The sequence below is a fragment of the Mycobacterium vicinigordonae genome (assembly GCF_013466425.1).
Taxonomy (GTDB): Bacteria; Actinomycetota; Actinomycetes; order Mycobacteriales; family Mycobacteriaceae; genus Mycobacterium; species Mycobacterium vicinigordonae.
The window spans coordinates 529,742-551,123 of the sequence record NZ_CP059165.1; the positions used below are offsets into that span (position 1 = coordinate 529,742).

General features: G+C 64.8%; 18 protein-coding genes and 1 pseudogene. 16 read left to right on the forward strand and 3 right to left on the reverse strand.

All coding sequences use genetic code 11. The features are described 5' to 3' along the window. Positions 1-52: 52 nt before the first annotated feature. From H0P51_RS02345 to H0P51_RS02360, 4 genes are all read left to right on the forward strand, one after another. Positions 53-922, forward strand: coding sequence for a methyltransferase domain-containing protein (locus H0P51_RS02345; RefSeq protein ID WP_180916461.1), 870 nt, complete (start codon positions 53-55; stop codon positions 920-922). A 172-nt stretch (positions 923-1,094) separates the two neighbouring features. After that, positions 1,095-2,312 (forward strand): cytochrome P450, encoded by a 1,218-nt coding sequence (locus H0P51_RS02350; RefSeq protein WP_246398341.1) that lies wholly within the window; start codon positions 1,095-1,097, stop codon positions 2,310-2,312. Further along, positions 2,309-2,770, forward strand: a complete 462-nt coding sequence (locus H0P51_RS02355) for a nuclear transport factor 2 family protein (protein WP_180916462.1) — start codon at positions 2,309-2,311, stop codon at positions 2,768-2,770. The genes H0P51_RS02350 and H0P51_RS02355 overlap by 4 nt, the downstream gene beginning before the upstream one ends. Continuing rightward, complete coding sequence (locus H0P51_RS02360) at positions 2,767-3,585, forward strand: LOG family protein (RefSeq protein WP_180916463.1); 819 nt, start codon at positions 2,767-2,769, stop codon at positions 3,583-3,585. The genes H0P51_RS02355 and H0P51_RS02360 overlap by 4 nt, the downstream gene beginning before the upstream one ends. A gap of 130 nt (positions 3,586-3,715) precedes the next feature. Here the strand turns inward: H0P51_RS02360 and H0P51_RS02365 are convergent, their stop codons facing one another. Then, positions 3,716-4,264 (reverse strand): hypothetical protein, encoded by a 549-nt coding sequence (locus H0P51_RS02365; protein WP_180916464.1) that lies wholly within the window; start codon positions 4,262-4,264, stop codon positions 3,716-3,718. Positions 4,265-4,462: 198 nt separating this feature from the next. Here H0P51_RS02365 and idi point away from each other — a divergent pair, with 198 nt between their 5' ends. From idi to H0P51_RS02385, 4 genes and pseudogenes are all read left to right on the forward strand, one after another. Beyond that, positions 4,463-5,050, forward strand: a complete 588-nt coding sequence (idi, locus tag H0P51_RS02370) for an isopentenyl-diphosphate Delta-isomerase (protein ID WP_180916465.1) — start codon at positions 4,463-4,465, stop codon at positions 5,048-5,050. A gap of 488 nt (positions 5,051-5,538) precedes the next feature. Further along, positions 5,539-6,498 carry a tRNA (adenosine(37)-N6)-dimethylallyltransferase MiaA gene (gene miaA, locus H0P51_RS02375; RefSeq protein ID WP_180916466.1) on the forward strand — a complete coding sequence of 320 codons (960 nt, stop codon included), beginning with the start codon at positions 5,539-5,541 and terminating at the stop codon, positions 6,496-6,498. 73 nt (positions 6,499-6,571) lie between these two features. Beyond that, positions 6,572-7,007 (forward strand): annotated as a pseudogene (locus tag H0P51_RS29160) (ATP-binding protein); the annotation flags it as partial. Between the two features lie 48 nt (positions 7,008-7,055). After that, positions 7,056-7,667, forward strand: a complete 612-nt coding sequence (locus H0P51_RS02385; protein ID WP_180916467.1) for a class I SAM-dependent DNA methyltransferase — start codon at positions 7,056-7,058, stop codon at positions 7,665-7,667. A gap of 426 nt (positions 7,668-8,093) precedes the next feature. Here the strand turns inward: H0P51_RS02385 and H0P51_RS02390 are convergent, their stop codons facing one another. Both H0P51_RS02390 and ilvD read right to left on the reverse strand, forming a co-directional pair. Continuing rightward, positions 8,094-11,405, reverse strand: a complete 3,312-nt coding sequence (locus H0P51_RS02390) for a PE family protein (RefSeq protein WP_180916468.1) — start codon at positions 11,403-11,405, stop codon at positions 8,094-8,096. Positions 11,406-11,612: 207 nt separating this feature from the next. Further along, positions 11,613-13,319, reverse strand: a complete 1,707-nt coding sequence (ilvD, locus tag H0P51_RS02395) for a dihydroxy-acid dehydratase (RefSeq protein WP_180916469.1) — start codon at positions 13,317-13,319, stop codon at positions 11,613-11,615. 84 nt (positions 13,320-13,403) lie between these two features. On the opposite strand from ilvD, the gene ricR reads away from it, so the two are divergent. The 8 genes from ricR to H0P51_RS02435 all read left to right on the forward strand — a co-directional run bounded on the left by ricR (position 13,404) and on the right by H0P51_RS02435 (position 21,348). Then, positions 13,404-13,694, forward strand: a complete 291-nt coding sequence (gene ricR, locus H0P51_RS02400; protein WP_180916470.1) for a copper-sensing transcriptional repressor RicR — start codon at positions 13,404-13,406, stop codon at positions 13,692-13,694. 123 nt (positions 13,695-13,817) lie between these two features. Continuing rightward, on the forward strand, positions 13,818-15,077 hold the full coding sequence (locus H0P51_RS02405) for an MFS transporter (RefSeq protein ID WP_425488949.1): 1,260 nt from the start codon (positions 13,818-13,820) through the stop codon (positions 15,075-15,077). 119 nt (positions 15,078-15,196) lie between these two features. Next, positions 15,197-16,207: a L,D-transpeptidase gene (locus H0P51_RS02410; RefSeq protein WP_213016720.1), complete on the forward strand. Its 1,011-nt coding sequence runs from the start codon at positions 15,197-15,199 to the stop codon at positions 16,205-16,207. Between the two features lie 128 nt (positions 16,208-16,335). Next, positions 16,336-16,926 (forward strand): TetR/AcrR family transcriptional regulator, encoded by a 591-nt coding sequence (locus H0P51_RS02415; RefSeq protein ID WP_180916472.1) that lies wholly within the window; start codon positions 16,336-16,338, stop codon positions 16,924-16,926. Continuing rightward, the gene (locus H0P51_RS02420; RefSeq protein ID WP_180916473.1) at positions 16,919-19,138 is read left to right on the forward strand and encodes a molybdopterin-dependent oxidoreductase; all 2,220 of its coding nucleotides are present in this window, start codon (positions 16,919-16,921) and stop codon (positions 19,136-19,138) included. Before H0P51_RS02415 ends, H0P51_RS02420 begins: the two co-directional genes overlap by 8 nt. Positions 19,139-19,407: 269 nt before the next feature. Continuing rightward, positions 19,408-20,244: an alpha/beta fold hydrolase gene (locus H0P51_RS02425; RefSeq protein ID WP_180916474.1), complete on the forward strand. Its 837-nt coding sequence runs from the start codon at positions 19,408-19,410 to the stop codon at positions 20,242-20,244. Beyond that, a complete protein-coding gene (locus H0P51_RS02430; RefSeq protein ID WP_180916475.1) occupies positions 20,241-20,534 on the forward strand; it encodes a hypothetical protein in 294 nt (97 codons plus the stop codon). Before H0P51_RS02425 ends, H0P51_RS02430 begins: the two co-directional genes overlap by 4 nt. Then, positions 20,470-21,348: a DODA-type extradiol aromatic ring-opening family dioxygenase gene (locus H0P51_RS02435; RefSeq protein WP_246398343.1), complete on the forward strand. Its 879-nt coding sequence runs from the start codon at positions 20,470-20,472 to the stop codon at positions 21,346-21,348. The genes H0P51_RS02430 and H0P51_RS02435 overlap by 65 nt, the downstream gene beginning before the upstream one ends. Positions 21,349-21,382 lie beyond the last annotated feature (34 nt).

Consider the following 21,382-nt stretch of genomic DNA (forward strand, 5'->3'; position numbering starts at 1 on the left):
CCGCAGCTCAGTCCGCCGTTAGTCGACTCACAAAGTAAGGAAGTGAATTGAATTGAGCACGATCGAGGTGGTGGCCGGCTCGTCCGATGCACGGAAGGCGTCGGTGGCCGCTCTATACGATTGCAAGACCCGCGATGCGGATGGTTTGAATGCCGTGCTTGCTTCCCGGGACGGACTGTTCTTCAACCACAACGGGATTTATCTTCTCGACCGTCCGGCGCCGACGTGCGAGGTGGATCGACTGGACTTGCTGCATCGTCTAGAAGCAGACCTCGTCAGTTACGGGCTGAAACACCTCGGTAATCCGACTGCAGACGGTGTGGTGTTGGACGCAGGGTGCGGCGCCGGCGGAGGGGCGACGATGATTCATGAGCGCTTCGGTTGCGCGGTAGATGGCGTCACGCTGTCCCCTGAGCAGGCGCGGTTTGCGACGGCCACCGCGCAGGCGCGTGGCATTGATGACCGCGTGAGCTTTAAGGTCGCCGACATGCTTGAGATTTACCGCTCCGCGACGGTCGACGGTTCCGAGCGTCGATATCAAGCGGTTTGGGCGTGTGAGAGTACGGAGCACATCGACGATCTGGGATTGATGTTTGCCGTGTTCGATCGGGTGCTGGTGGCGGACGGACGGATCGTCGTGATCGCTTGGTGTGCAGGAATAGGTGTAGGTGCGGGGGATGTAAAGGAGCGCGTCGACGAGCGTTACTGCACCAACATTCATCAGCCGCACGAGTATGAGCAGGCGGCGCGCGACGCTGGGTTGGTCGCCTGCGAGCGGGTTGACCTAACCGCGTGGACCGTTCCGTACTGGAAGATGCGGCTTGACTCTAGTTACGCGACTGGTACCGAGGAATTGATGTTTACGGCCTTCAAACAACGACTCATGACATACGAGCTGTTCTGCTTCGCCACTCCGAAATGATTGTGAGGCAACGGTAGTAATGCCGCCCAAACGTGCTCTTCGTAGGGCCGCATACGCACTTCGAACGGAACTATTTGAAACGCAACGTATCCAGGGCGCAACATCCCGCTAGTATCGGTACCTTAACGATGAGCAACTCCATTGCCGCAGCGTCAAACTCAAGTTGAAGCCTATGACCGACGAACTGCTGCCGCGCTTCGATCCGCATGACCAGGACCTGGATCGAAGCCCACATGTGATCTACGCGCGCTACCGGCGCCACGACCCGGTGCACTGGGGTCGGCCCTTCAAGGTCGGTGGCGCGGGTTGTTGGTATCTGTTTCGGCACGAACATGTGGTTTCGATGCTTAAAGATCGACGGTTCAGGCGGAATTCCGTGTCCAACGGTAGGCCCGCAGCGGTCGACGGGTTCGCGGCGCTATCGGACAGGCTGCTGTTGTCGCTTGACCCACCCGACCACGGACGTCTGCGCTCGCTCGTAGCGCACGCATTCGCGCCGTCCGCGGTCCAATCCCTTCGGGTCGTCGCAGTCGAGACGGCGGACCGCCTGCTCGAAAAACTTCAAGCCGCGCACTGCTTCGACGTGATTGACGACTACGCTGCACCCTTGTCTATGAGCGTGATCGCTGCCCTTGTAGGGCTTGCCCCTGACGACGTGGATCCACGTCTGGCCGTGTGGATTTCCCAATTCGGGGGAGGATTCGATCTGCGGAAGGATACCGCGGTCATGGAGGACGCGAGCACAGCCGCCATATCCATGCTGGGCTACTTCGACAATGTGGTTGCAACTCATGCTCGGTCGCGGCCAGGCCTGCTTAACGTGTTGATCACCGCCCGCGATACAGGTCTGTTGAAGCATGAGGAGCTGCTGTCCTTATGTGTGCAAATCGTTTTCGCCGGGTACGGCACCACCGTCGCGCAGATCGGCAATATCGTTGCCGATTTATGGACGCATCCTGAACAGCGAGCAGTGCTTCAGGCTCATCCGGAGATGTTGTCAGGGGCCGTAAATGAAAGTCTCCGCCTTCACGGGTCGGTCCAGTCGGCGGCGGCTCGCAAACCGGTAGAGGACGTCATGCTCGGCGGTGTAAGGATTGCAGCGGGCCAGCCTGTTATCGCTTTTGTGGGGTCAGCCAACCGAGATGAGCTGGTATTTGAGCGGCCGGATGAGTTTGACATCACGCGCGATACTCGCGCGGCTGTCACGTTTGGTGCTGGGATGCACTACTGCCTCGGAGCGCGCCTGGCGCGTCTCAAGTGCGAGGTCGCCGTAGATGCGCTCCTGCGACGACTCCCGCACTTGGCTCTCGCCGAACGACGGCCACCAAATCGCAACACCAACATAGTGTTGCCGAGTTTAGGACACCTAATGGTGGTTACCGCGGCATGAAGCCACTACCGCGCTGGCTGAGACTGGTTCGCCGCATCCAGCGGGGCACGCCGGCCCACGAGCTATTCGCCGAGGTCCAAAGTTTCTACGGCCGCCAGATGCGCTTGCTGGATATTCACGACATCAATGCGCACGCAGAAACATTCGCTGAGGACGCGACATTCGAGCATGTCCCGGGCCGTGGGCAAGTGTCGAGCCGCGTAGCAATCGCGGACGCGCTACGGCGGTGGGACCAGAGATCCGGGGCACCGGTCCAGCGAAGGCATTGGTTGTCTGTCATCGCCGTGGTGCCGCTGCGCAGCGGCCGGATCGAGACAACGGCCTATCTGCTTGAGATTCGGACCCGGGTCGGTGCGAAAACGGAGATAGCGCAAAGCTCGGTGATTCACGACATTCTGACCAGAGTCGACGGGCAACTGCTGACGCAGTCGAGGAAAGTGCTGGAGGACCGTCTATGAACCGTCACCCGTTCGGGACTGGAAAAACGGACGCGACACCCCGTCACTATGAGTTACGCACCGCGCACATCGAAACCGAGGAACTCGGTCGGATCGTACAACTGCTCGAGGCAGCCGGATATGTCAGATCCGAACTAGATCCGTTGTCCCCCTCTGGGCTCGACGCCGCTCCTACGATATGCGTCTACTGCGCCGCCGATGGTCACGACTCGGCAAGCATGCGCCTTGCGGCCAATGTCGGCACTGAAATCGGCAGTCGCGGGTGGCACCTCGTATCAGGAGGCGGCAATGTTGCCATGTTGGGTGAGCTGGCACGGGCGGCAAGGGCTGCTGGAGCGCACACGACGGGTGTTATTCCAAACATGTTCTTGCAAGCCGAGCTGGCCGACTTTGGCGCCCATGAACTGATCGTCACTGACACCTTTGCCGAACGCAAGAGACTCATGGCTGAGCGCGCCGACGCTTTCCTAACTCTACCCGGTGGCCTGGGCACGCTAGAGGAACTCCTGGACATCTGGACGGCAGCGAGTCTCGGGATACACCAGAAAGCGGTGGTGATGTTGGACCCCGACGGACATTATCGCGGACTGCTCGATTGGCTCGAAAATCTTTGCGATCGGGGCTTTGCACGTAGCGCTGCGATCAAGCGACTGGTAGTTGCCACCCGGCTGGCTAGTGCATTTGACGCTCTCGATGAATCCATCCGGCTAAGCTTTCACCGCCGGCTGGCGACACTGGGTAGCGGGAACCAAACCGAAAGCACGCCCTCCCATTTGCTTTCGATGCAAGTAGCTAATTCACGGTTGGGAGACTAGACAACCAGCCGAGCGCTGGACCAGATGAACTCGTCTGCGGCTGGTGCTCTGCGGAAATATGGAATCCAATTGCGTTGAGCACCAGTACTACTTGCATCGTCATACGCAGGATGCAGATGACCAAATGATCTCAAGCCAGGGTGGTAGCACCATGATACGCGTCGAAGGTCGCGGAGGGCGATGTTGTGCCGTCATGCCGGTAGCGAAGCTGTGGGCGCAAGTCATAACACGGGCCAATATCGCCTGCCGAGAAGTAGTCGTAGAACATGTTGGCGACCTCGTCAGGACTGAAAAAGACGAAACGACGCTGTATTTCACAGTGGGAATGTGTCGCGGGCGTATCGAGTGCCCGATCAGCCTGCTCATCGCGGCGACCAACTGCATAACGTACCTGTGCGGTGGCCCATTCGGAGTCGCTTACCTTGCAGATCTCGACGGCCATCGCATCACTGCGGCCGGTGGCCCGAATGCACAACGCGTCAAGCCCTGCCGCCCTGGCTGTTTCGTAGTCCATATTGGGTGGGATTGCCCACAACGCAAGGAACGAGCGCTCGCCGCCGTTCAACTCCCGCAATACCCGGGCGAATCTGCGGCTATCGCAACCGGTGTTGAATACCAGGCTCAACTTTCCACCGCTGTGATCGTATTCCATCACGTGGGCGGCGATGACCTGCTTCATGGTACGGATAATACCGCTAATAACATTGTTACACAGCATAATCCGCATATCACAGGCGGGCACGGTATCGGTGCTCTATGTTTGAACGGGTTGGTCGGGCATGCTTAAGCTATCACCGTCTGTGTTGTCAACGACGACTCACGCAGTTGTTAGGAGCGTAGAAGCTTGCGTCGAGCACCGTCAGGAGTCGTAGCCGGTATGGAGCATGTTGTTCTTCTCGACGACAGTGGGTTTGCCTGCGGGACAGCCGAAAAGCGGACTGTCCACCACGAGGCCACACCCCTGCACCTCGCCTATTCGTGTTACATATTCGACTCGGCGGGACGTCTCTATGTCACCAGGCGCTCCTCGACGAAAGCAACGTGGCCTGGAATATGGACCAATAGTTGTTGCGGGCACCCGGCGCCCGGAGAGGCTTTGACCCACGCAGTACGGCGTCGGGTTCGTGAGGAACTCAGTGTCACGCTCACCGATCTCAAGCTCATATTGCCTGATTTCCGCTACCGAGCGGTGATGGGCAACGGGATCGTCGAAAACGAGATCTGTCCAGTATTCTCGGCGACGACCTCGCAAGTGCCGCAACCCGATCCAGCCGAGACGGACTCCATCCGTACGTTCGAATGGACAGACTTTGTTCAAAGTGTCAAACGGGGCACGTTTGTTGTGTCGCCGTGGTGCCGCGATCAGGTGTCTGCACTCGCTACGTTGGACGCGAATCCTGACAACTGGCGTCCAGCTTCTGTGGACCTCCTTCCGCCGGCGGCCATCTGGTGTGATGCCTGCTGATAGTGACAGTGGCACCGGAGGATCGCGAGGATATCGGTCGGCAAGGTATGCGGCACACAACTTCGACAACTTGGCGCCAGTGCTCTCGCCACGCTGATTGTCGCTGATCAGAGCTCTAGGTACTTCGAATTAAAGAATGGCGTTTCAATTGCGCAGAGTGTCGTTGGCGCAACGAATTTGACTCCGCTGTCGGGATACTGGTATCTCCTTAGTAGATTTGTTCTCAGTGGGAATCGAGAACCGGGTAGACCAATTGAAATCCTTGCAGGTGGCTCACACGGCTGCGGCCGCGGTACGGCAAGGGACAGTCGTGCTATCGGTAGGAACGCCATGTCATTGGTAACTGCTCTCTCGGAGATACCGTCTTCGGTGACAGGGGATCCGGAAACCCTGGGGGTGCCGCCGAGTAAGTGCTCGTGCATCCCCTTGCCCTCAGGCGCTCGCGCCGGCAAGCGTGCAAGCAGCGGTACTGAAGAAGTCTTACGCGGATGAGACCAATTGCGATCATTGGACCAACAGGAACCGGCAAGTCGGCATTGGCGCTCGGCATTGCGGAACGGCTCAGCGGCAAGACCGCGGTAGAAATTGTGAACGCCGATGCGATTCAACTTTACCGGGGCATGGATATCGGAACAGCAAAGGTGCCTATTGCTGCGCGCCGTCGTGTTCCCCATCATCAGATCGACGTACTTGAGGTAACCCAAACCGCCAGCGTCGAGAGCTATCAGCGGGCGGCCAAGGCAGACGTCGAAGCTATCATCGACCGCGGAGGGCTGCCGGTTCTAGTCGGCGGTTCGATGCTCTACATTCAAGCGCTGCTGGACAACTGGTCGTTTCCAGAGACCGACCAAGCCGTCCGCGAGCGATGGGAGCTGCGGCTTGCTGAAGTCGGAGCTACGGAGTTGCACTCTGAGCTGGCCCGTCGCGACCCCGCCGCAGCCGCGGCGATTCCCGCGGGCGACGCCCGGCGCACGGTGCGCGCGCTTGAAGTAATCGAAATCACCGGCCGACCGTTTTCGGCATCGGCGCCACGTATAGGCCGTCCACAGTGGGACACTGTGATCGTCGGATTGGACTGTGACACAAAGCTTCTCGACGAGCGTTTGACGCAAAGGACCAATGCGATGTTCGCGCAGGGCCTGGTCGAAGAGGTCGTATCGCTGCTCAGGATCGGGCTAGGTAAAGGTGTGACTGCGTCGCGCGCGCTGGGATATGCGCAGATCCTCACTGCCCTACGGGAGGGTGGTGACGTCAACTCGCTTCAAGACGCCCGGGAAAAGACCTGCCTTGCGACGCGTCGCCACGTTCGACGGCAGCGGTCGTGGTTTCGTCGGGACCATCGGGTGCAGTGGCTCGACGTCAGCGATGCAACCCGGGCTCGCGAACAGCTCACTATCGATTCGGCGTTGCGCGCCTGGCGAACTCAGCCCCACGGAGTAAGCGCATAGGACAGGCCAAATTCAGGACGCGACTAAGGGTGTCGGCGACGGATTGAGAATGACCCTTTAGCGTCGGAACGGAATTGACCCCAATGCGCCGAAGGACTCCCGGATCCCAGCTGACGGGTTGCCCTCTCAGCTGGCCTACCTGACCCGAGCACTCAAGACCCCCACCATCGGACGGTGCTGGGAGGACCTGGCCGATCAGGCCCGCGACGAGAACTGGTCCCACGAGGAGCACCTCGCCGCCCTGTGGCAGCGCCAGGTCGCTGACCGCGAGTCAGCCGGAACGATCATGCGGATCCGCACCGCGCATCACGCCAACCGCTTGGAGGCCGAGCTGAAGAAGATCCGTCGCTACAAGCCTCATCATCATCGACGAAGTCGGCTACATCCCGTTCGACCAGGACGCGGCCAACCTCTTCTTCCAGTTGATCGCCTCCCGCTACGAGATCGGCTCGATCATGGTCATCAGCAACCTGCCGTTCGGACGTTGGGGCGAGACCTTCGCTAAGGACCGCACCACCGACTGAGCCATCGGCCACCACCGCGGCAATACTGGAGGCATGGTTGACGAGCATCCGGATGCCGTTCGGGTCATCGCGTTGTACGACCGTCACGCTGGGGTGTGGTCACGCGACCGAGGAGCAAAGCTGACCGAACGCACGTGGCTGGATCGATTCGTGGCGGCTTTGCCCGATCAGCGCACCGTCCTCGACGTGGGCTGCGGAACGGCGGTGCCCATTGGTCAGTACTTGATCGACGAGAGATGTCAGCTTCACGGGGTCGACTCGTCGAGCGCGATAATCGCGATGACCAGAAAGCGCTTCCCAGATCACCGGTGGGATGTCACCGACATGCGCACGCTGGCTCTTAACCGCCGATTTGATGGAATCATCGCCTGGGACAGTCTATTTCACCTATCGCCGCATCATCAGAGACGCATGTTCCCGATCTTCGCGCAACACGCGGCACCAGGCGCAGTGCTGATGTTCAACAGCGGCCCATCAGCCGGCGAGCAGATCGGCACCTACCAGGGCGAACCGCTCTACCACGCCAGCCTCGACCCCTCTGAGTACCGCACGCTACTCGCCGACAACGGTTTCGAGGTCATCGCACACACCGTCACAGACCCCACGTGCGGGCAACGCACCGTCTGGCTGGCACGGACGGCGTAGCCCAACACGGCGCGCCAACCTCCGCATCACCGACAGTTGAGCCCTGCCGACGACCTCTGCGAGGAGGTCTCGTTCGAGAGAGGGGTCAATCTCAACTCGTCACAAGGGGGTCAATTCCAACTTGCCGTTGACAAAGGGTTTCGAGCCTCGAGGTCGGCGAAATCGGCGCGCAAAACCGGGACGCTCGCGGCGGGGCGGCGATCTGGTGGAGACTTTCAAGTCGCTGAGCTCTGCCGCCACCCACCTGACCAGACACTGGCTGCAGACGAGCTATCACCATGCTTGGCACAGCCATTCTCTTTGCACCGCCAGGAATTTCGGCTGACCAGCGGACAGGCGTTCGCATTCTACGAACAATCAGTACAGGAGTCGGCTTGCAGCGCGGGCGCTCCGCGGCGCCGTGAGGCGTGCTGCTATGCAAAACGCTCAGCCATGTTGGCCGGCGGCGCCGCCGAGACCGGAGGACCCGCCCAGACCGCCGGGCGGGTTGCCGACACCCCCAAAGCCGCCGCCGCCACCGTTGCCGCCGACACCGCCGGATGCGCCGTCGCCCGTGCCGCCGTCACCGCCGTCACCGCCCAGTCCGCCGGGGCCCCCGTTGCCGCCGTTGCCTTTGCCGGCCGATTGTCCGCCCGCGCCGCCGCTGCCTCCGACGCCGCCTCCACCGCCAGCGCCGCCGGCCTGGCCGGTGACAACGCCGGACCCACCGTTACCACCGGTACCGCCGTTGCCGCCGATGCCGCCGGTACCGCCATTCCCGTCACCGGACGCGCCGCCACCGAGCCCCCCAACGCCGCCCGAGCCACCCTTGCCGCCGGCTTGGCCTGCCCCGCCGACGGCACCCTCGCCGCCTTGGCCGCCGGTGCCGCCCTGACCGGCATCGGCGTTGTAGTAGCCGGTACCCCCGACGCCGCCGGTGCCGCCCACTCCGCCGGCACCCCCGCTGCCCTGATTGCCCGCGGTGCCCGCGCCGGCGCCAGGTTGGCCGAAGGTACCGCCGTTACCGCCGTTACCGCCTGCCCCACCGGTTTCCCCGGCGTCGTTGCCGTCGTTGTAGCCGCCGTAACCGCCGCCACCTCCCCGGCCGCCTTGACCACCACCGCCGCCGTTGCCGTTGGCGGAACCAGCCGGCGCCGCCCCGCCCGTACCGCCCTGGCCCCCTCCGCCACCGACGCCACCGGTGAAACCGGTCTGGTTACCGCCGCCGCTGGCACCGTAGCCGCCGGTGCCGCCCAGGCCTCCCTGCCCCCCGTTGCCAGCCGCAGCCCCGCCGGGTCCCGGTGTGCCGCCGGTGCCGCCGTTGCCACCGACACCGCCTGCCCAGCCGTTACCCGAACCGCTGCTATCGCCGTAACCGCCCTGGCCGCCGGTACCGCCGTCACCGCCGTTGCCGCCGATACCGCCCGCGCCAGGATTCCCGCCGGTACCTCCGGTGCCACCTATTCCGCCCTGGGCGCCGGCCGAATCCTGACCCGTCCCCCCATAACCGCCGCCCCCGCCGACGCCGCCCGTTCCACCGTTGCCGCCGACGCCCGCCTTGCCGCCGGTGCCCGGATCGCCGCCGGTACCGCCGTTGCCGCCGTTGCCGCCCGCGAAGCCGTTCTGCTGGTAGTTGCCCGGACCGCCGTATCCGCCACCACCGCCGGCACCACCCGTACCACCATTGCCGGCCGTGCCGCCGGTACCGCTATTGCCGCCTTCGCCACCCGTGCCGCCCATCCCGCCGGTACCGCCGGGTTGGTCTATCCTGCCCGCACCACCGAAGCCACCGGTCCCACCAGTACCCCCATCACCGCCGGTGCCCCAGGCCACCTGGCTGCCGTCACCGGACGTACCGCCAGCCGCCGCATTTCCGCCGTTTCCGCCGTTGCCGCCCCTGCCGCCGGTTTCGTGTGGGCTGTTGCCGCCGTATCCGCCGTATCCGCCGTCGCCGCCGTCGCCACCGTAGCCGCCGTAGTGTGAAGATCCGGCGATTGCGTCGCCGCCGACCCCGCCGTTCCCGCCGACCCCGCCGTTGCCGCCGGTTCCGGAGGTGCCGCTGCTACCGGGACCTTGGCCGCTCCAGCCCCCGGTACCGCCCTGGCCGGCGTCGCCGCCGTAACCACCATTGCCGCCGCCGGAGCCGGTATCGGCCGCTCCGGAGCCGCCGTCACCGCCGTTGCCGCCGTTGCCGCCCGTCCCGCCGTCGCCGTTGACGCCGCCGAGGGTAGCGCCGCCCCCATTGCCGCCGTTCCCGGCGAGGCCGCCTCCGCCGCCTGTGTGACCGGTGCCGGCTGCGCCGGCGGCACCGTTACCACCGTTGCCGCCAGTACCTCCCACGCCGCCGGTGCCCACGCTGCCGCCGGTTCCGCCGGTTCCGGCCAGGCCGCTCTGCCCGCCAACTCCGCCGTCTCCGCCGTTGCCGCCCTTGCCGGCACCGGAGCCGGTGTCGGCGGTGCCGCTGCCGCCGTTTCCTCCGGTACCCCCGGCGCCGCCGATCCCGCCGCTGCCGTTGGTGCCGCCGGCGCCGCTGTTACCGCCTGTCCCACCCCAGCCGCCATTCGCCGCGTTGGTGCCGTTACCGCCGGAGCCGGCTGCGGCGTTGGCGCCCGCGCCGCCCTGGCCGCCGGTGCCGCCCCGGCCGCCGGTGCCGTAGGCGCCGACGGTTCCGCCGTTCCCGCCGGTCCCGGCGGCCCCACCCGCGCCGGCGTCGCCGCCGTCGCCGCCGTTGCCACCGACGCTTGGGCCGCTGCCAGTGTCGGCCGCGCCCTGCCCGCCGGTACCGCCCATTCCTCCGTCGCCGCCGCGCCCGCCGTTGCCGTTGGCCGCGCCGGAGCCGGCATTGCCCCCGCCGCCGCCGGCGCCGCCATGGCCGCCGGCGGCGCCCTCCTGGCCGGTAAGGCCCGTACCGCCCTTGCCGCCCGATCCGCCGATGCCGCCGTCGCCCCCTGCGCCGTTGTGGCCGAACAATCCGGCAGTGCCACCGGCGCCGCCCGGCCCGCCGGAACCGCCACCGGCGCCCTGCTGGCCGGTTGAGCCCGCACCACCATCGCCACCATTGCCGCCGGCCCCGCCGGCACCGGCGTGACCCAGCAGACCGGCGTTCCCACCGGCCCCGCCGCTTCCGCCCGCCCCGCCGGCCATGCCACCGGCACCGGCCAGACCGGCTCCGCCCATGCCACCGGCTCCGCCGTTGCCCCAAAGACAGCCGCCATTCCCGCCGGCGCCCCCGGCGCCGCCGGGCCCGCCGGGCCCGCCGATGCCGCCATTGCCGAGCAGCCCGGCCGACCCGCCAGCCCCGCCGGCGGCTCCGGCATTGGTGCTGGCCCCGCCGTTGCCGCCGTTGCCGTACAAAATCCCGCCGGGCCCGCCGGCCGTGCCGACGCCGTTGACGGTCATTCCGTCGGCGCCGTTTCCGATCAGCGGTCGGCCCAGGAGTGTGTTGGTGGGTGCGTTAACCAGACCCAGCAGGCCCTTGTTTGCGTTTTCGGCGGACAGGTATGTGTTCGAGGCGGCGTACAGGCTGGTGGTGAACTGATCGTGGAAAGCCGCGGCCTGGCGGGCCAGCTCTTGGTAGCTCTGGGCATGCTGGGCGAACAGTGCCGCGATGGCGGTGGAGACCTCGTCGGCGGCGGCGCTGGCCACTGCGGTGGTGGTGCCGGCAGCCGCTGCGTTACCGCTGGCGAGCTGAGCCCCGATCGCCTTGACGTCGGCGGCCACCGCGGCCATGACTTCCGGAGCAACCAGTGCATGCGCCAACGGGCACCTCGCTGTATTCGCGGGTCAACTAGAAAGCCGTCACGCCGCGTAAGCATCAGTCACGGCGATGGATTTGACGATGCTAGCGCCAACAATTGACGCTGGGACGGAAATCCAGGATTTCGAAAGATGTTCAGTCGCAGTCGCTCTAGACGAATTCAATTCTAAAATGAGGTCGGATGGCGAATCCCAATCGCGGTCGGGCGATCAGCCGCAGACAGCGCCAATCGCGGCTGAGCCAACCAGCTTGACGTACTTCGCGAGCACGCCGGTCTTGTAGCGCGGTGGTGGGGGCGTGAAACCTTGCCGCCTCGAGGCGAATTCGTCGTCGTCGAGCAATACATCCAACGTCTTATCGGACACGTCGAGGCGGATCCGGTCGCCGTCCCGCAGGAACGCGATCGGCCCGGCATCGACGGCCTCGGGCGCAATATGCCCGACGCACAACCCGGTGGTGCCACCGGAGAACCGGCCGTCGGTCAACAGCAGCACGTCCTTGCCCAGCCCGGCGCCCTTGATCGCGCCGGTGATGGCGAGCATCTCGCGCATCCCGGGCCCGCCCTTGGGGCCTTCGTAGCGGATCACCACCGCGTCACCCTTGGTGATGGTGCCGTCCTCGAGCGCATCGAGGGCGGCCCGTTCACCATCGAAAACCCTTGCGGTGCCTTCGAACACGTCGGAGTCGAAGCCGGCCGACTTGACCACAGCACCTTCCGGGGCCAGCGATCCGTGCAAGATGGTGATGCCACCGGTGGGGTGGATCGGATTGCTCAGCGCGCGCAGCACCTTGCCGTCCGGGTCGGGCGGGGCGATATCGGCCAGGTTCTGCGCGACCGTCTTGCCGGTCACCGTCAGGCAGCCACCGTGCAGCAGGCCCGCGTCCAGCAGCGCCTTCATGATCACCGGCACCCCGCCGATGTGGTCGACATGAGACATAACGTGCCGGCCGAACGGCTTGACGTCCGCCAGATGCGGAACCTTCGAACCGATCCGGCTGAAGTCCTCCAGCGACAGCTGGACCTCCGCCTCGTGCGCGATGGCCAGCAGGTGCAGCACCGCGTTGGTTGAGCCGCCGAACGCCATCACCACAGCGATCGCGTTCTCGAACGCCTCCCTAGTCATGATGTCGCGCGCGGTGATGCCACGCCGCAGCAACTCGACGACGGCGGCGCCGCTGCGGCGGGCGAACCCGTCGCGACGTCGGTCGGTCGCGGGGGGCGCCGCACTGCCGGGCAGCGACATGCCCAGCGCCTCGGCCGCACTGGCCATGGTGTTAGCGGTGTACATGCCGCCACAGGCGCCTTCGCCGGGACAGATGGCGCGTTCAATGGCGTCGACGTCTTCGCGGCTCATCAATCCGCGCGAGCAGGCGCCGACAGCCTCGAAGGCGTCGATGATCGTGACTTCGCGCTCGCTGCCGTCGGACAGCTTGGCCACCCCCGGCAGGATCGAGCCGGCGTAGAGGAACACCGAGGCCAGGTCGAGGCGGGCGGCGGCCATCAACATTCCAGGCAGCGACTTGTCGCAGCCGGCCAGCAGCACCGAGCCATCCAGGCGCTCGGCCTGCATGACGGTTTCGACGCTGTCGGCGATCACCTCGCGCGAGACCAGGGAGAAGTGCATGCCCTCGTGCCCCATCGAAATGCCGTCGGACACCGAGATCGTTCCGAACTCCAGCGGGTACCCGCCAGCCTGGAACACACCCTCTTTGACAGCCTGAGCTAGCCGATCCAGGGACAGGTTGCACGGTGTGATCTCGTTCCAGGACGATGCCACCCCAATCTGCGGCTTCGCGAAGTCCTCGTCGACCATGCCTACGGCGCGCAGCATCCCGCGGGCGGCGGTCTTCTCCAGACCGTCGGTGACGTCGCGGCTGCGGGGTTTGATGTCGGCTTGATCAGATCTTGAGGGCATTCTGCAAGTATGCGGTGCGCCATGATCCCGCCAAAATCCGCCATCATCAGCGCGACATACCCCAGCGGGGTATACACTAGGCCGATGACAGCACCGCACGGGTACGCACAGGAGAAGGACAATTATGCCAAGCGGTTGCGGCGCATCGAGGGCCAGGTGCGCGGCATTGCGCGCATGATCGACGAGGACAAATACTGCATCGACGTCCTCACCCAGATCAGCGCCGTGAACAGCGCTCTGCGGTCGGTGGCGCTGAACCTGCTCGACGAACACCTGAACCACTGCGTCACCCGCGCCGTGGCCGAAGGCGGCCCGGACGCCGACGGCAAGCTCGCCGAAGCCTCGGCAGCCATTGCGCGTCTCGTCCGTTCTTGATCTGTGCGGGCGTGTTGAAACGCAATGTCGGCTGATGCGGGGCCGCGTTGCGTACCGTGAGAGCTGGACAAAAGTCGTGCCCGTGAGCCATCGCAGCACCCGGCCGACTGCGTGCCCCACACTATGACTGCCATGACTGCCGAACCCGCAACCGCCGCACGAACGTGGACGCCACGGATCGCGGTTCAACTGACGGTGCTGGCGTCCGCTGCCTTCATCTACGTCACCGCCGAGCTGCTTCCGGTCGGCGCCCTATCGGCGATGGCCAAGAACCTGCACGTCACGGTGGTGTGGGTAGGGACGCTGCTGTCCTGGTATGCCTTTGTCGCCGCGCTGACGACGGTCCCGCTGGTGCGCTGGACCGCGCACTGGCCGCGCCGACGAGCCTTGCTACTGAGCCTGGTGTGCCTGACCGTCTCACAGCTGGTCTCGGCGCTTGCGCCCAATTTCGCGGTGCTGGCCGCCGGGCGGGTGCTGTGTGCGATCACGCACGGCCTGCTGTGGTCGGTGATCGCCCCGATCGCCACCCGCCTGGTGCCGGCCAGTCATGCCGGCCGCGCCACCATGTCGATCTACATCGGAACGAGCTTGGCGCTGGTAATCGGCAGCCCGCTGACCGCTGCCCTGAGCCTGATGTGGGGATGGCGGCTGGCCGCGGTCTGCATCACCGTCGCGGCCGCCGTCGTCACCGTGGCGGCCCGGCTGGTATTGCCCAAGATGACGCTGACCGACGACCAGCTGCAATACGTGGGCTCGCGGTCGACGCACCACCGCAATCGGGGTCTGATCATCGTCAGCCTGATCACCATGGTCGGCGTAACCGGACACTTCGTCTCCTACACCTACATCGTCGAGATCATCAAACAGGTGGTCGGCGTGCGGGGAGCCAACGTGGCGTGGGTGCTGGCCGCATACGGTGTCGCCGGAGTGCTGGCGGTGGGGCTGGTGGCGCGGCCGCTGGACCGCCGCCCCAAAGGCGCGATCATCATCTGCATGACCGGGCTGACCACGGCATGTGCCCTGCTCAGCATGTTGGCTTACGGGTGGCAACGCTCGGCGCTGACGGCGCTGACGATTGGGGTCGGTGCAATCGTGTTGTGGGGCGCGACGGCCACCGCGGTGTCGCCGATGCTGCAGGCCGCGGCGATGCGCGCCGGCGCCGACGACCCCGACGGTGCCTCCGGGCTGTATGTGACGGCGTTCCAGGTCGGCATCATGGCCGGGTCGCTGGTCGGTGGTCTGCTGTACGAGCGCAGCGTGGCGATGATGCTCACGGCCTCGGCGGGCTTGATGGCCATTGCATTGCTGGCGATGACCGCGATTCGCCAGGTGATCGAATCCCCTGCCGACGAACCCGCGACGGCAATTTCACAGGACGGCTAACGCCGCAGCTCAGCGCTGTGAAGCGGGGTCTGTAACGGTCGCGCCGAGCTTCGCGAATGGCTATCCGTTGACTTCGTTGTGCCACACTGGGGCGGAGTATGAGACCGGAGGGGAAGATTATGTCGCGCTGGATGAGGGGCCTTTCGAGGGGAAGTCTCGTCGCCGCTCTCAACGCATGCGGGGTTGCTCTTCTGGTGTTCGGCGCCGGCCCGGCCGTCGCCGACCCGGACGACGCACCCGGCGATCCCGGCCCTGTGGTTGCGCCCGGCGACCCGCCCGCACCGGCGCCGTTCGCGCTGCCGCCGCTGCCCGACCCGTTCGCCCCGCCGCCGGGTGACCCGGGCGCTCCGGGTGCCCCGATTGCGGCTCCGGTCGCCGACGGACCCGCGCCGGCCGGACAGGACAACACCCCGTTCGTCGGTGAGCCGCCGTTCCGTCCGCCCACCTTCAACCCGGTGAACGGTGCGATGGTGGGTGTCGGAAAGCCGATCATCATCAACTTCCAGGTGCCGATCGCAGACCAGGCAATGGCTGAGCGCGCCATCCACATCTCGTCGATTCCGCCGGTGCCGGGCAAGTTCTACTGGCTGACCCCGACGCAGGTACGTTGGCGCCCGCTGGCGTTCTGGCCGCCCAACACCGCGGTGAACATCGACGCGGCCGGCACCAAGTCGAGCTTCCGCACCGGTGACTCGCTGATCGCCACGGCGGACGACGCGACGCACCAGATGACGATCACCCGCAACGGGACCGTGGTGCAGACGTTCCCGATGTCGATGGGCATGGCGTCGGGCGGCCACCAGACCGCCAACGGTACGTACTACGTGCTGGAGAAAATGCCGACCGTGGTGATGGATTCTTCGACCTACGGAGTTCCGGTCAACTCCGCCAACGGCTACAAGGTGACCGTGTCGGACGCCGTCCGCTTCGACAACAGCGGCAACTTCGTACACAGCGCTCCGTGGTCGGTCGGCGACCAGGGCAAGCGTGACGTCAGCCACGGCTGCATCAACCTGAGTCCCTCCAACGCGAAGTGGTTCTTCGACAACTTCGGCAGCGGTGACCCGATCATCGTGAAGAACTCCGTCGGCGTACCCAAGAACGACGGGTCCAACGACTGGCAGTTGTAACTGCCGGCGGGGCAAGCGGGACCTGACCGACCGCCCCAGCGCTTGGAGGCGCTTCGGGGCGGCGGTCTAAGAAATTCGATCTTGACGCGGCTTGGCTACGCCTCTCGATTATGTATAACATCATACATATGTCGAGTCCCCGGGAACGGATGGTCGTTTCCGCTGCATTGTTGATCCGCGAGCGCGGCGCCCGCGCCACCGCCATCTCCGACGTGCTGGAACACAGCGGGGCGCCGCGCGGCTCGGCCTACCACTACTTCCCGGGTGGGCGCACCCAGCTGCTCTGTGAGGCGGTCGACTACGCCGGCGACCACGTCGCCGCCCTCATCGACGCGGCGGACGGGAGTCTCGCGCTGCTCGACACATTGATCGACAAGTACCGCCAGCAGCTGCTGGACACCGACTTCCGCGCCGGTTGCCCGATCGCCGCCGTGTCGGTGGAGGCGGGCTTTGAAAAGGACCGAGCCGAGGACCGCGAACGGATGGCCCCGGTGGTGCAGCGCGCCGCGGCGGTGTTCGACCGGTGGGTCGACCTGATCGCCCACCGGCTCATTGCGGACGGCATTGGGCCCGAGCCGGCCCGCGAGCTAGGATTGCTCGCGCTATCGACCCTCGAGGGTGCGCTGCTGCTGGCCCGGGTGCGCCGCGACCTGACTCCCCTCGACGTTGCGCACAGACAGTTGCGCGACGCGGTACAAAGGAAGCTGCGCGATGACTGACTGGCAGCCCACAGCGTGCATCCTGTGCGAATGCAACTGCGGCATCGTCGTGCAGACCGACGGGCGCAAACTCGCCCGAATCCGCGGCGACAAAGCGCACCCAGCGTCGCGCGGCTACACCTGCAACAAGGCGCTGCGACTTGACCACTACCAGAACGGCCGCGGCCGGCTGACCACACCGCTGCGTCGACGCAGCGACGGCAGCTACGAGGAGATCGACTGGGACACAGCGATTGTCGAGATCGCCGAGGGGTTCAAACACCTCCGCGACGTATACGGCGGTGACAAGATCTTCTACTACGGCGGCGGCGGGCAGGGTAACCATCTGGGCGGAGCATATAGCGGAGCGTTTCTCAAGGCGCTGGGCGCCAAATATCGCTCGAATGCGTTGGCGCAGGAGAAGACCGGCGAAGCATGGGTCGACGCGCAACTCTACGGCGGGCACACCCGTGGTGAGTTCGAGCACGCCGAGGTGTCGGTGTTCGTCGGCAAGAATCCGTGGATGTCACAGAGCTTCCCGCGGGCGCGGGTGGTGCTCAACGAGATCGCCAAGGACCCGGCCCGCTCCATGATCGTGATCGACCCCGTCGTCACCGACACCGCAAAGATGGCCGACTTCCACCTGCGGGTTCGACCCGCCACCGACGCCTGGTGTCTGGCGGCGCTGGCCGCCATCCTGGTGCAGGAAAACCTTTGTGACGAGGCATTTCTCGCCCAGCATGTGCACGACTCGGAAGTAGTGCGCGACGTGCTGAAGCAGGCGGGGGTCACTGTGTACGCGCAGCGGTGCGGTGTCGACGAGGAACTGTTGCGCTCAGCGGCGAGGCGCATCGCGGCGGCAGGTAGCGTCTCGGTGTTCGAGGATCTCGGTGTGCAGCAGGCACCCAACAGCACGGTGTGCTCCTATCTGAACAAACTGCTGTGGATCCTCACTGGGAACTTCGCGAAAAAGGGTGCCCAGCATTTGCATTCGTCGTTCGCACCGCTATTCAGCACGGTCTCTGGTCGCACCCCGGTCACCGGCGCACCCATCATTGCCGGACTGGTGCCCAGCAATGCGGTGCCCGAGGAGATCCTCACCGACCACCCGGACCGGTTTCGTGCGATGATCGTCGAGAGCAGCAATCCAGCCCACTCGCTGGCCGATTCGGCCGCGTGCCGTAAGGCGTTCGAATCGCTGGAGCTGCTGGTGGTCATCGATGTCGCGATGACCGAAACCGCCCGTCTTGCCCACTATGTGCTACCGGCCGCCTCGCAGTTCGAAAAGCCCGAAGCGACCTTCTTCAATCTCGAATTCCCGCACAATACAATGCAATTGCGCCACCCAGTGCTGGCTCCGCTGCCCGGAACACTGCCCGAGCCGGAGATCTGGTCACGGTTGGTCCGCGCCTTGGGTGTTGTTTCGGACGACGACTTACGGCCGCTGCACGAGGCCGCCGCGCAGGGGCGGCACGCCTACGCCGAAGCATTCTTCGCCGCTGTGGCCGGCAACCCGACGCTGGCCCGAGTGCTGCCGTACGTACTCTATGAGACGCTGGGCCCGACGTTGCCGGACGGGCTGGCCGGGGCGGCCGCGCTGTGGGGCCAGGCCCAGAAGACCGCGATGACCTACCCAGACGCGGTGCGGCGTGCCGGCCACACCGACGGCAACGCGCTCTTCGACGCGATCATCGGCAATCCGTCGGGAGTGACGTTCACCGTGCATGAATATCAGGACGACTTTGCGCTGATCGGTCACAGCGACCACAAGATCGCCCTGAATATTCCCGAAATGATTGCTGAGATAACCGCATTGGCGGAACCGCCGCAGCCGCTGACATCTGATGACCTGCCGATCGTGCTGTCGGTCGGGGAACGGCGCGCCTACACCGCCAACGACATCTTCCGCGACCCATCCTGGCGCAAGCGCGACAGCGACGGGGCGCTGCGCGTCAGCGTGGAAGACGCGCAATCACTGGGTCTGGTGGACGGTGGCCGCGCACGGATCACCACCGCGGCTGGCAGCGCGGAAGCGACCGTCGAGATCACCGAGACCATGCTTGCCGGACATGCCTCGCTACCCAACGGTTTTGGGCTCGACTACGTCGCGGAGGACGGCCGCACCGTGGTACCCGGAGTCGCGCCCAATGCCTTGACGTCGACCAATTGGCGTGACCCCTACGCCGGCACGCCCTGGCACAAGCATGTGCCGGCGCGCATCGAAGCCTGCTGACCACTTCGCCGAGCAGACGCAAAGGTACCCATTTAGGGGCCTTTGCGTCTGCTCGCGGGACTATGGCGGGCACGGGGCGATAAAGATCGCGGGCCCGCGGCGAAAGATCGGTAGCAGGTTCGGTAATTCTGCGGATGTGGCCGGGTTGATGCGGCGCGCATAGTTGGCGGCCAGACCAGGAAGAACCGCTCTGCAAATGGCCGCATTCCGGCGTGTCACCGAGTGACACCTATTCCTATCCGGCGCATCACCAGACCCAGGAACGCCCTATGACCCCAGATGTAACACAGCACATCGTCCGCGCGAACTCGGTTGTGACTCGCTACTGGGAATCGGGCACTGGCGCGCCCCTGGTGCTTATCCACGGTGGCGGAGCCGGCGCCGACGCCTGGGGAAACTGGGCGCCATTGATCCCGGCCTTCGCTGAGCATTTCCGAACTATCGCCTACGACATGGTCGGTTTCGGCGGAAGTCACGTCCCGGATGACGACGAGCAGTTCGAGTACTCACAGCAATCCCGCATCGCACAGCTCGATTCGCTACTCGACGAGCTAGCTCTGGATCAGGTGTCACTGATCGGCAACTCGATGGGCGGAGCCACCGCGCTAGGGTTGGCGATGAAACGGCCGTCACGGGTGGAAAAGCTGGTCTTAATGGGCAGCGCCGGGCTAAACCGTAGCTTTTCACCGCAGCTACAGACCATCCTGAATTACAAAGAACCACAACGTAGTGCGATGGCGCGCATCGTTGGCGCCCTGACGCACGAATCGTTTCTGCCGCCGGCTGATCTCGTCGACTACCGGTACCGGCTGACCTGTGACCCCGCAGTGATGAACGCTTACCGGCGCACGATGGCATGGGTACGCGAGCAAGGTGGGCTGCACTACGAAGAAGACGACATCGCGGCAGTGACGGTTCCCACGCTGGTGGTATCCGGCCGCGAGGATGCGGTGGTACCACTACTCGAGTCCGTGCGACTACATCAACTGATCGACAACTCCCGTCTATACGCGATACCCCGGTGCGGACATTGGGCGATGATCGAGCATCCAGTCGAGTTTGCGCGGGTGGCGAAAGACTTTCTGCTGAGCAAGGATTGCGGATGATGAGTCCGGCCGAACTCAGTCGCATGATCGAGGACGGGCTGTCCACTCCGGAGGCCTGGAACGCAATCCGCGCCGGCGACCAGTCGTTCATCGGCCGTTACCGCCTTTCGGAGGAGGAGATTGCAACGCTTACTGGGCGGCCAACACCAGACACATTCGCCCAACGCGGCGTGGCGCCCCTGTTGGCGATGTGGGGATCTTTCATATGTAATCCGGATTTCGAAAATGACTGGAGTGCAGGCGAATACTTTGGCTGGGAGCCAACAGAGACGGGTACCACCGGTGGGTAGCGTGGTGGGGGCGTTTGCGACGTCTCACGTGCTGGGCCCGAGTCGTGGCGTGAACTCCCAAGCGCACGTTGTGCTCGAGGGATTCGCACAACTCCGGCGGAGCATACGAGCACTGAAACCCGACCTTGTGATCCTGGTGTCGTCAGAACACGGACCGACACTGCCCCCGAGCGGGCCGCAGCCACCATTCGCGATCGCGGTAACCGACTCGTTCTGGACTTATGGCGAAATGCACATCCCTAGGCGCGAAGTCCCGTCCAACCGCGATTTCGCAGGAGAATTTATTCGCTACGCGGGTGGCGAAGGCTTCGACATCGCATCGATTGGCAACTTTCGCGCGGATCACGGTATAGCGATTCCCGCCCTGATGATGCTTCCTGAGCTTGACGTGGCGGTGGTTCCGCTGATCGTCGGAACACAGTCGTCCTACTCCCGCGCCGCGCCGACCCGCTGTTACCAACTCGGGCGGGTCCTCGCTCGATATGCCGCCTCGCGAGACCAGCGAGTGATCATTGTCGGGTGCGGTGGCTTGTCCCATTGGCCCGGCAGCTCTCAAATGGGCCGGATCAACCTGGATTTCGATCGAGAATTTCTGGCACTGATGTCGGCCGGCGATGCTGGCTACGCCGCGTCCTGGTCCAACGACCATATTGTCGAGCATGCGGGAAACGGGGGACTTGAGATACGCAATTGGCTTGTCGCGGCCGCTGCTGTGGGTGACCCGGGTGGCGAAATCCTTTACTACGAACCGATCAGACCGTGGGTGACCGGAATGGGTGCGTTTGCATTCACCTCGCCTGCCCACGCCGACTAGAAACTGTTGACCCGCCAAACGATTGGGATACGAG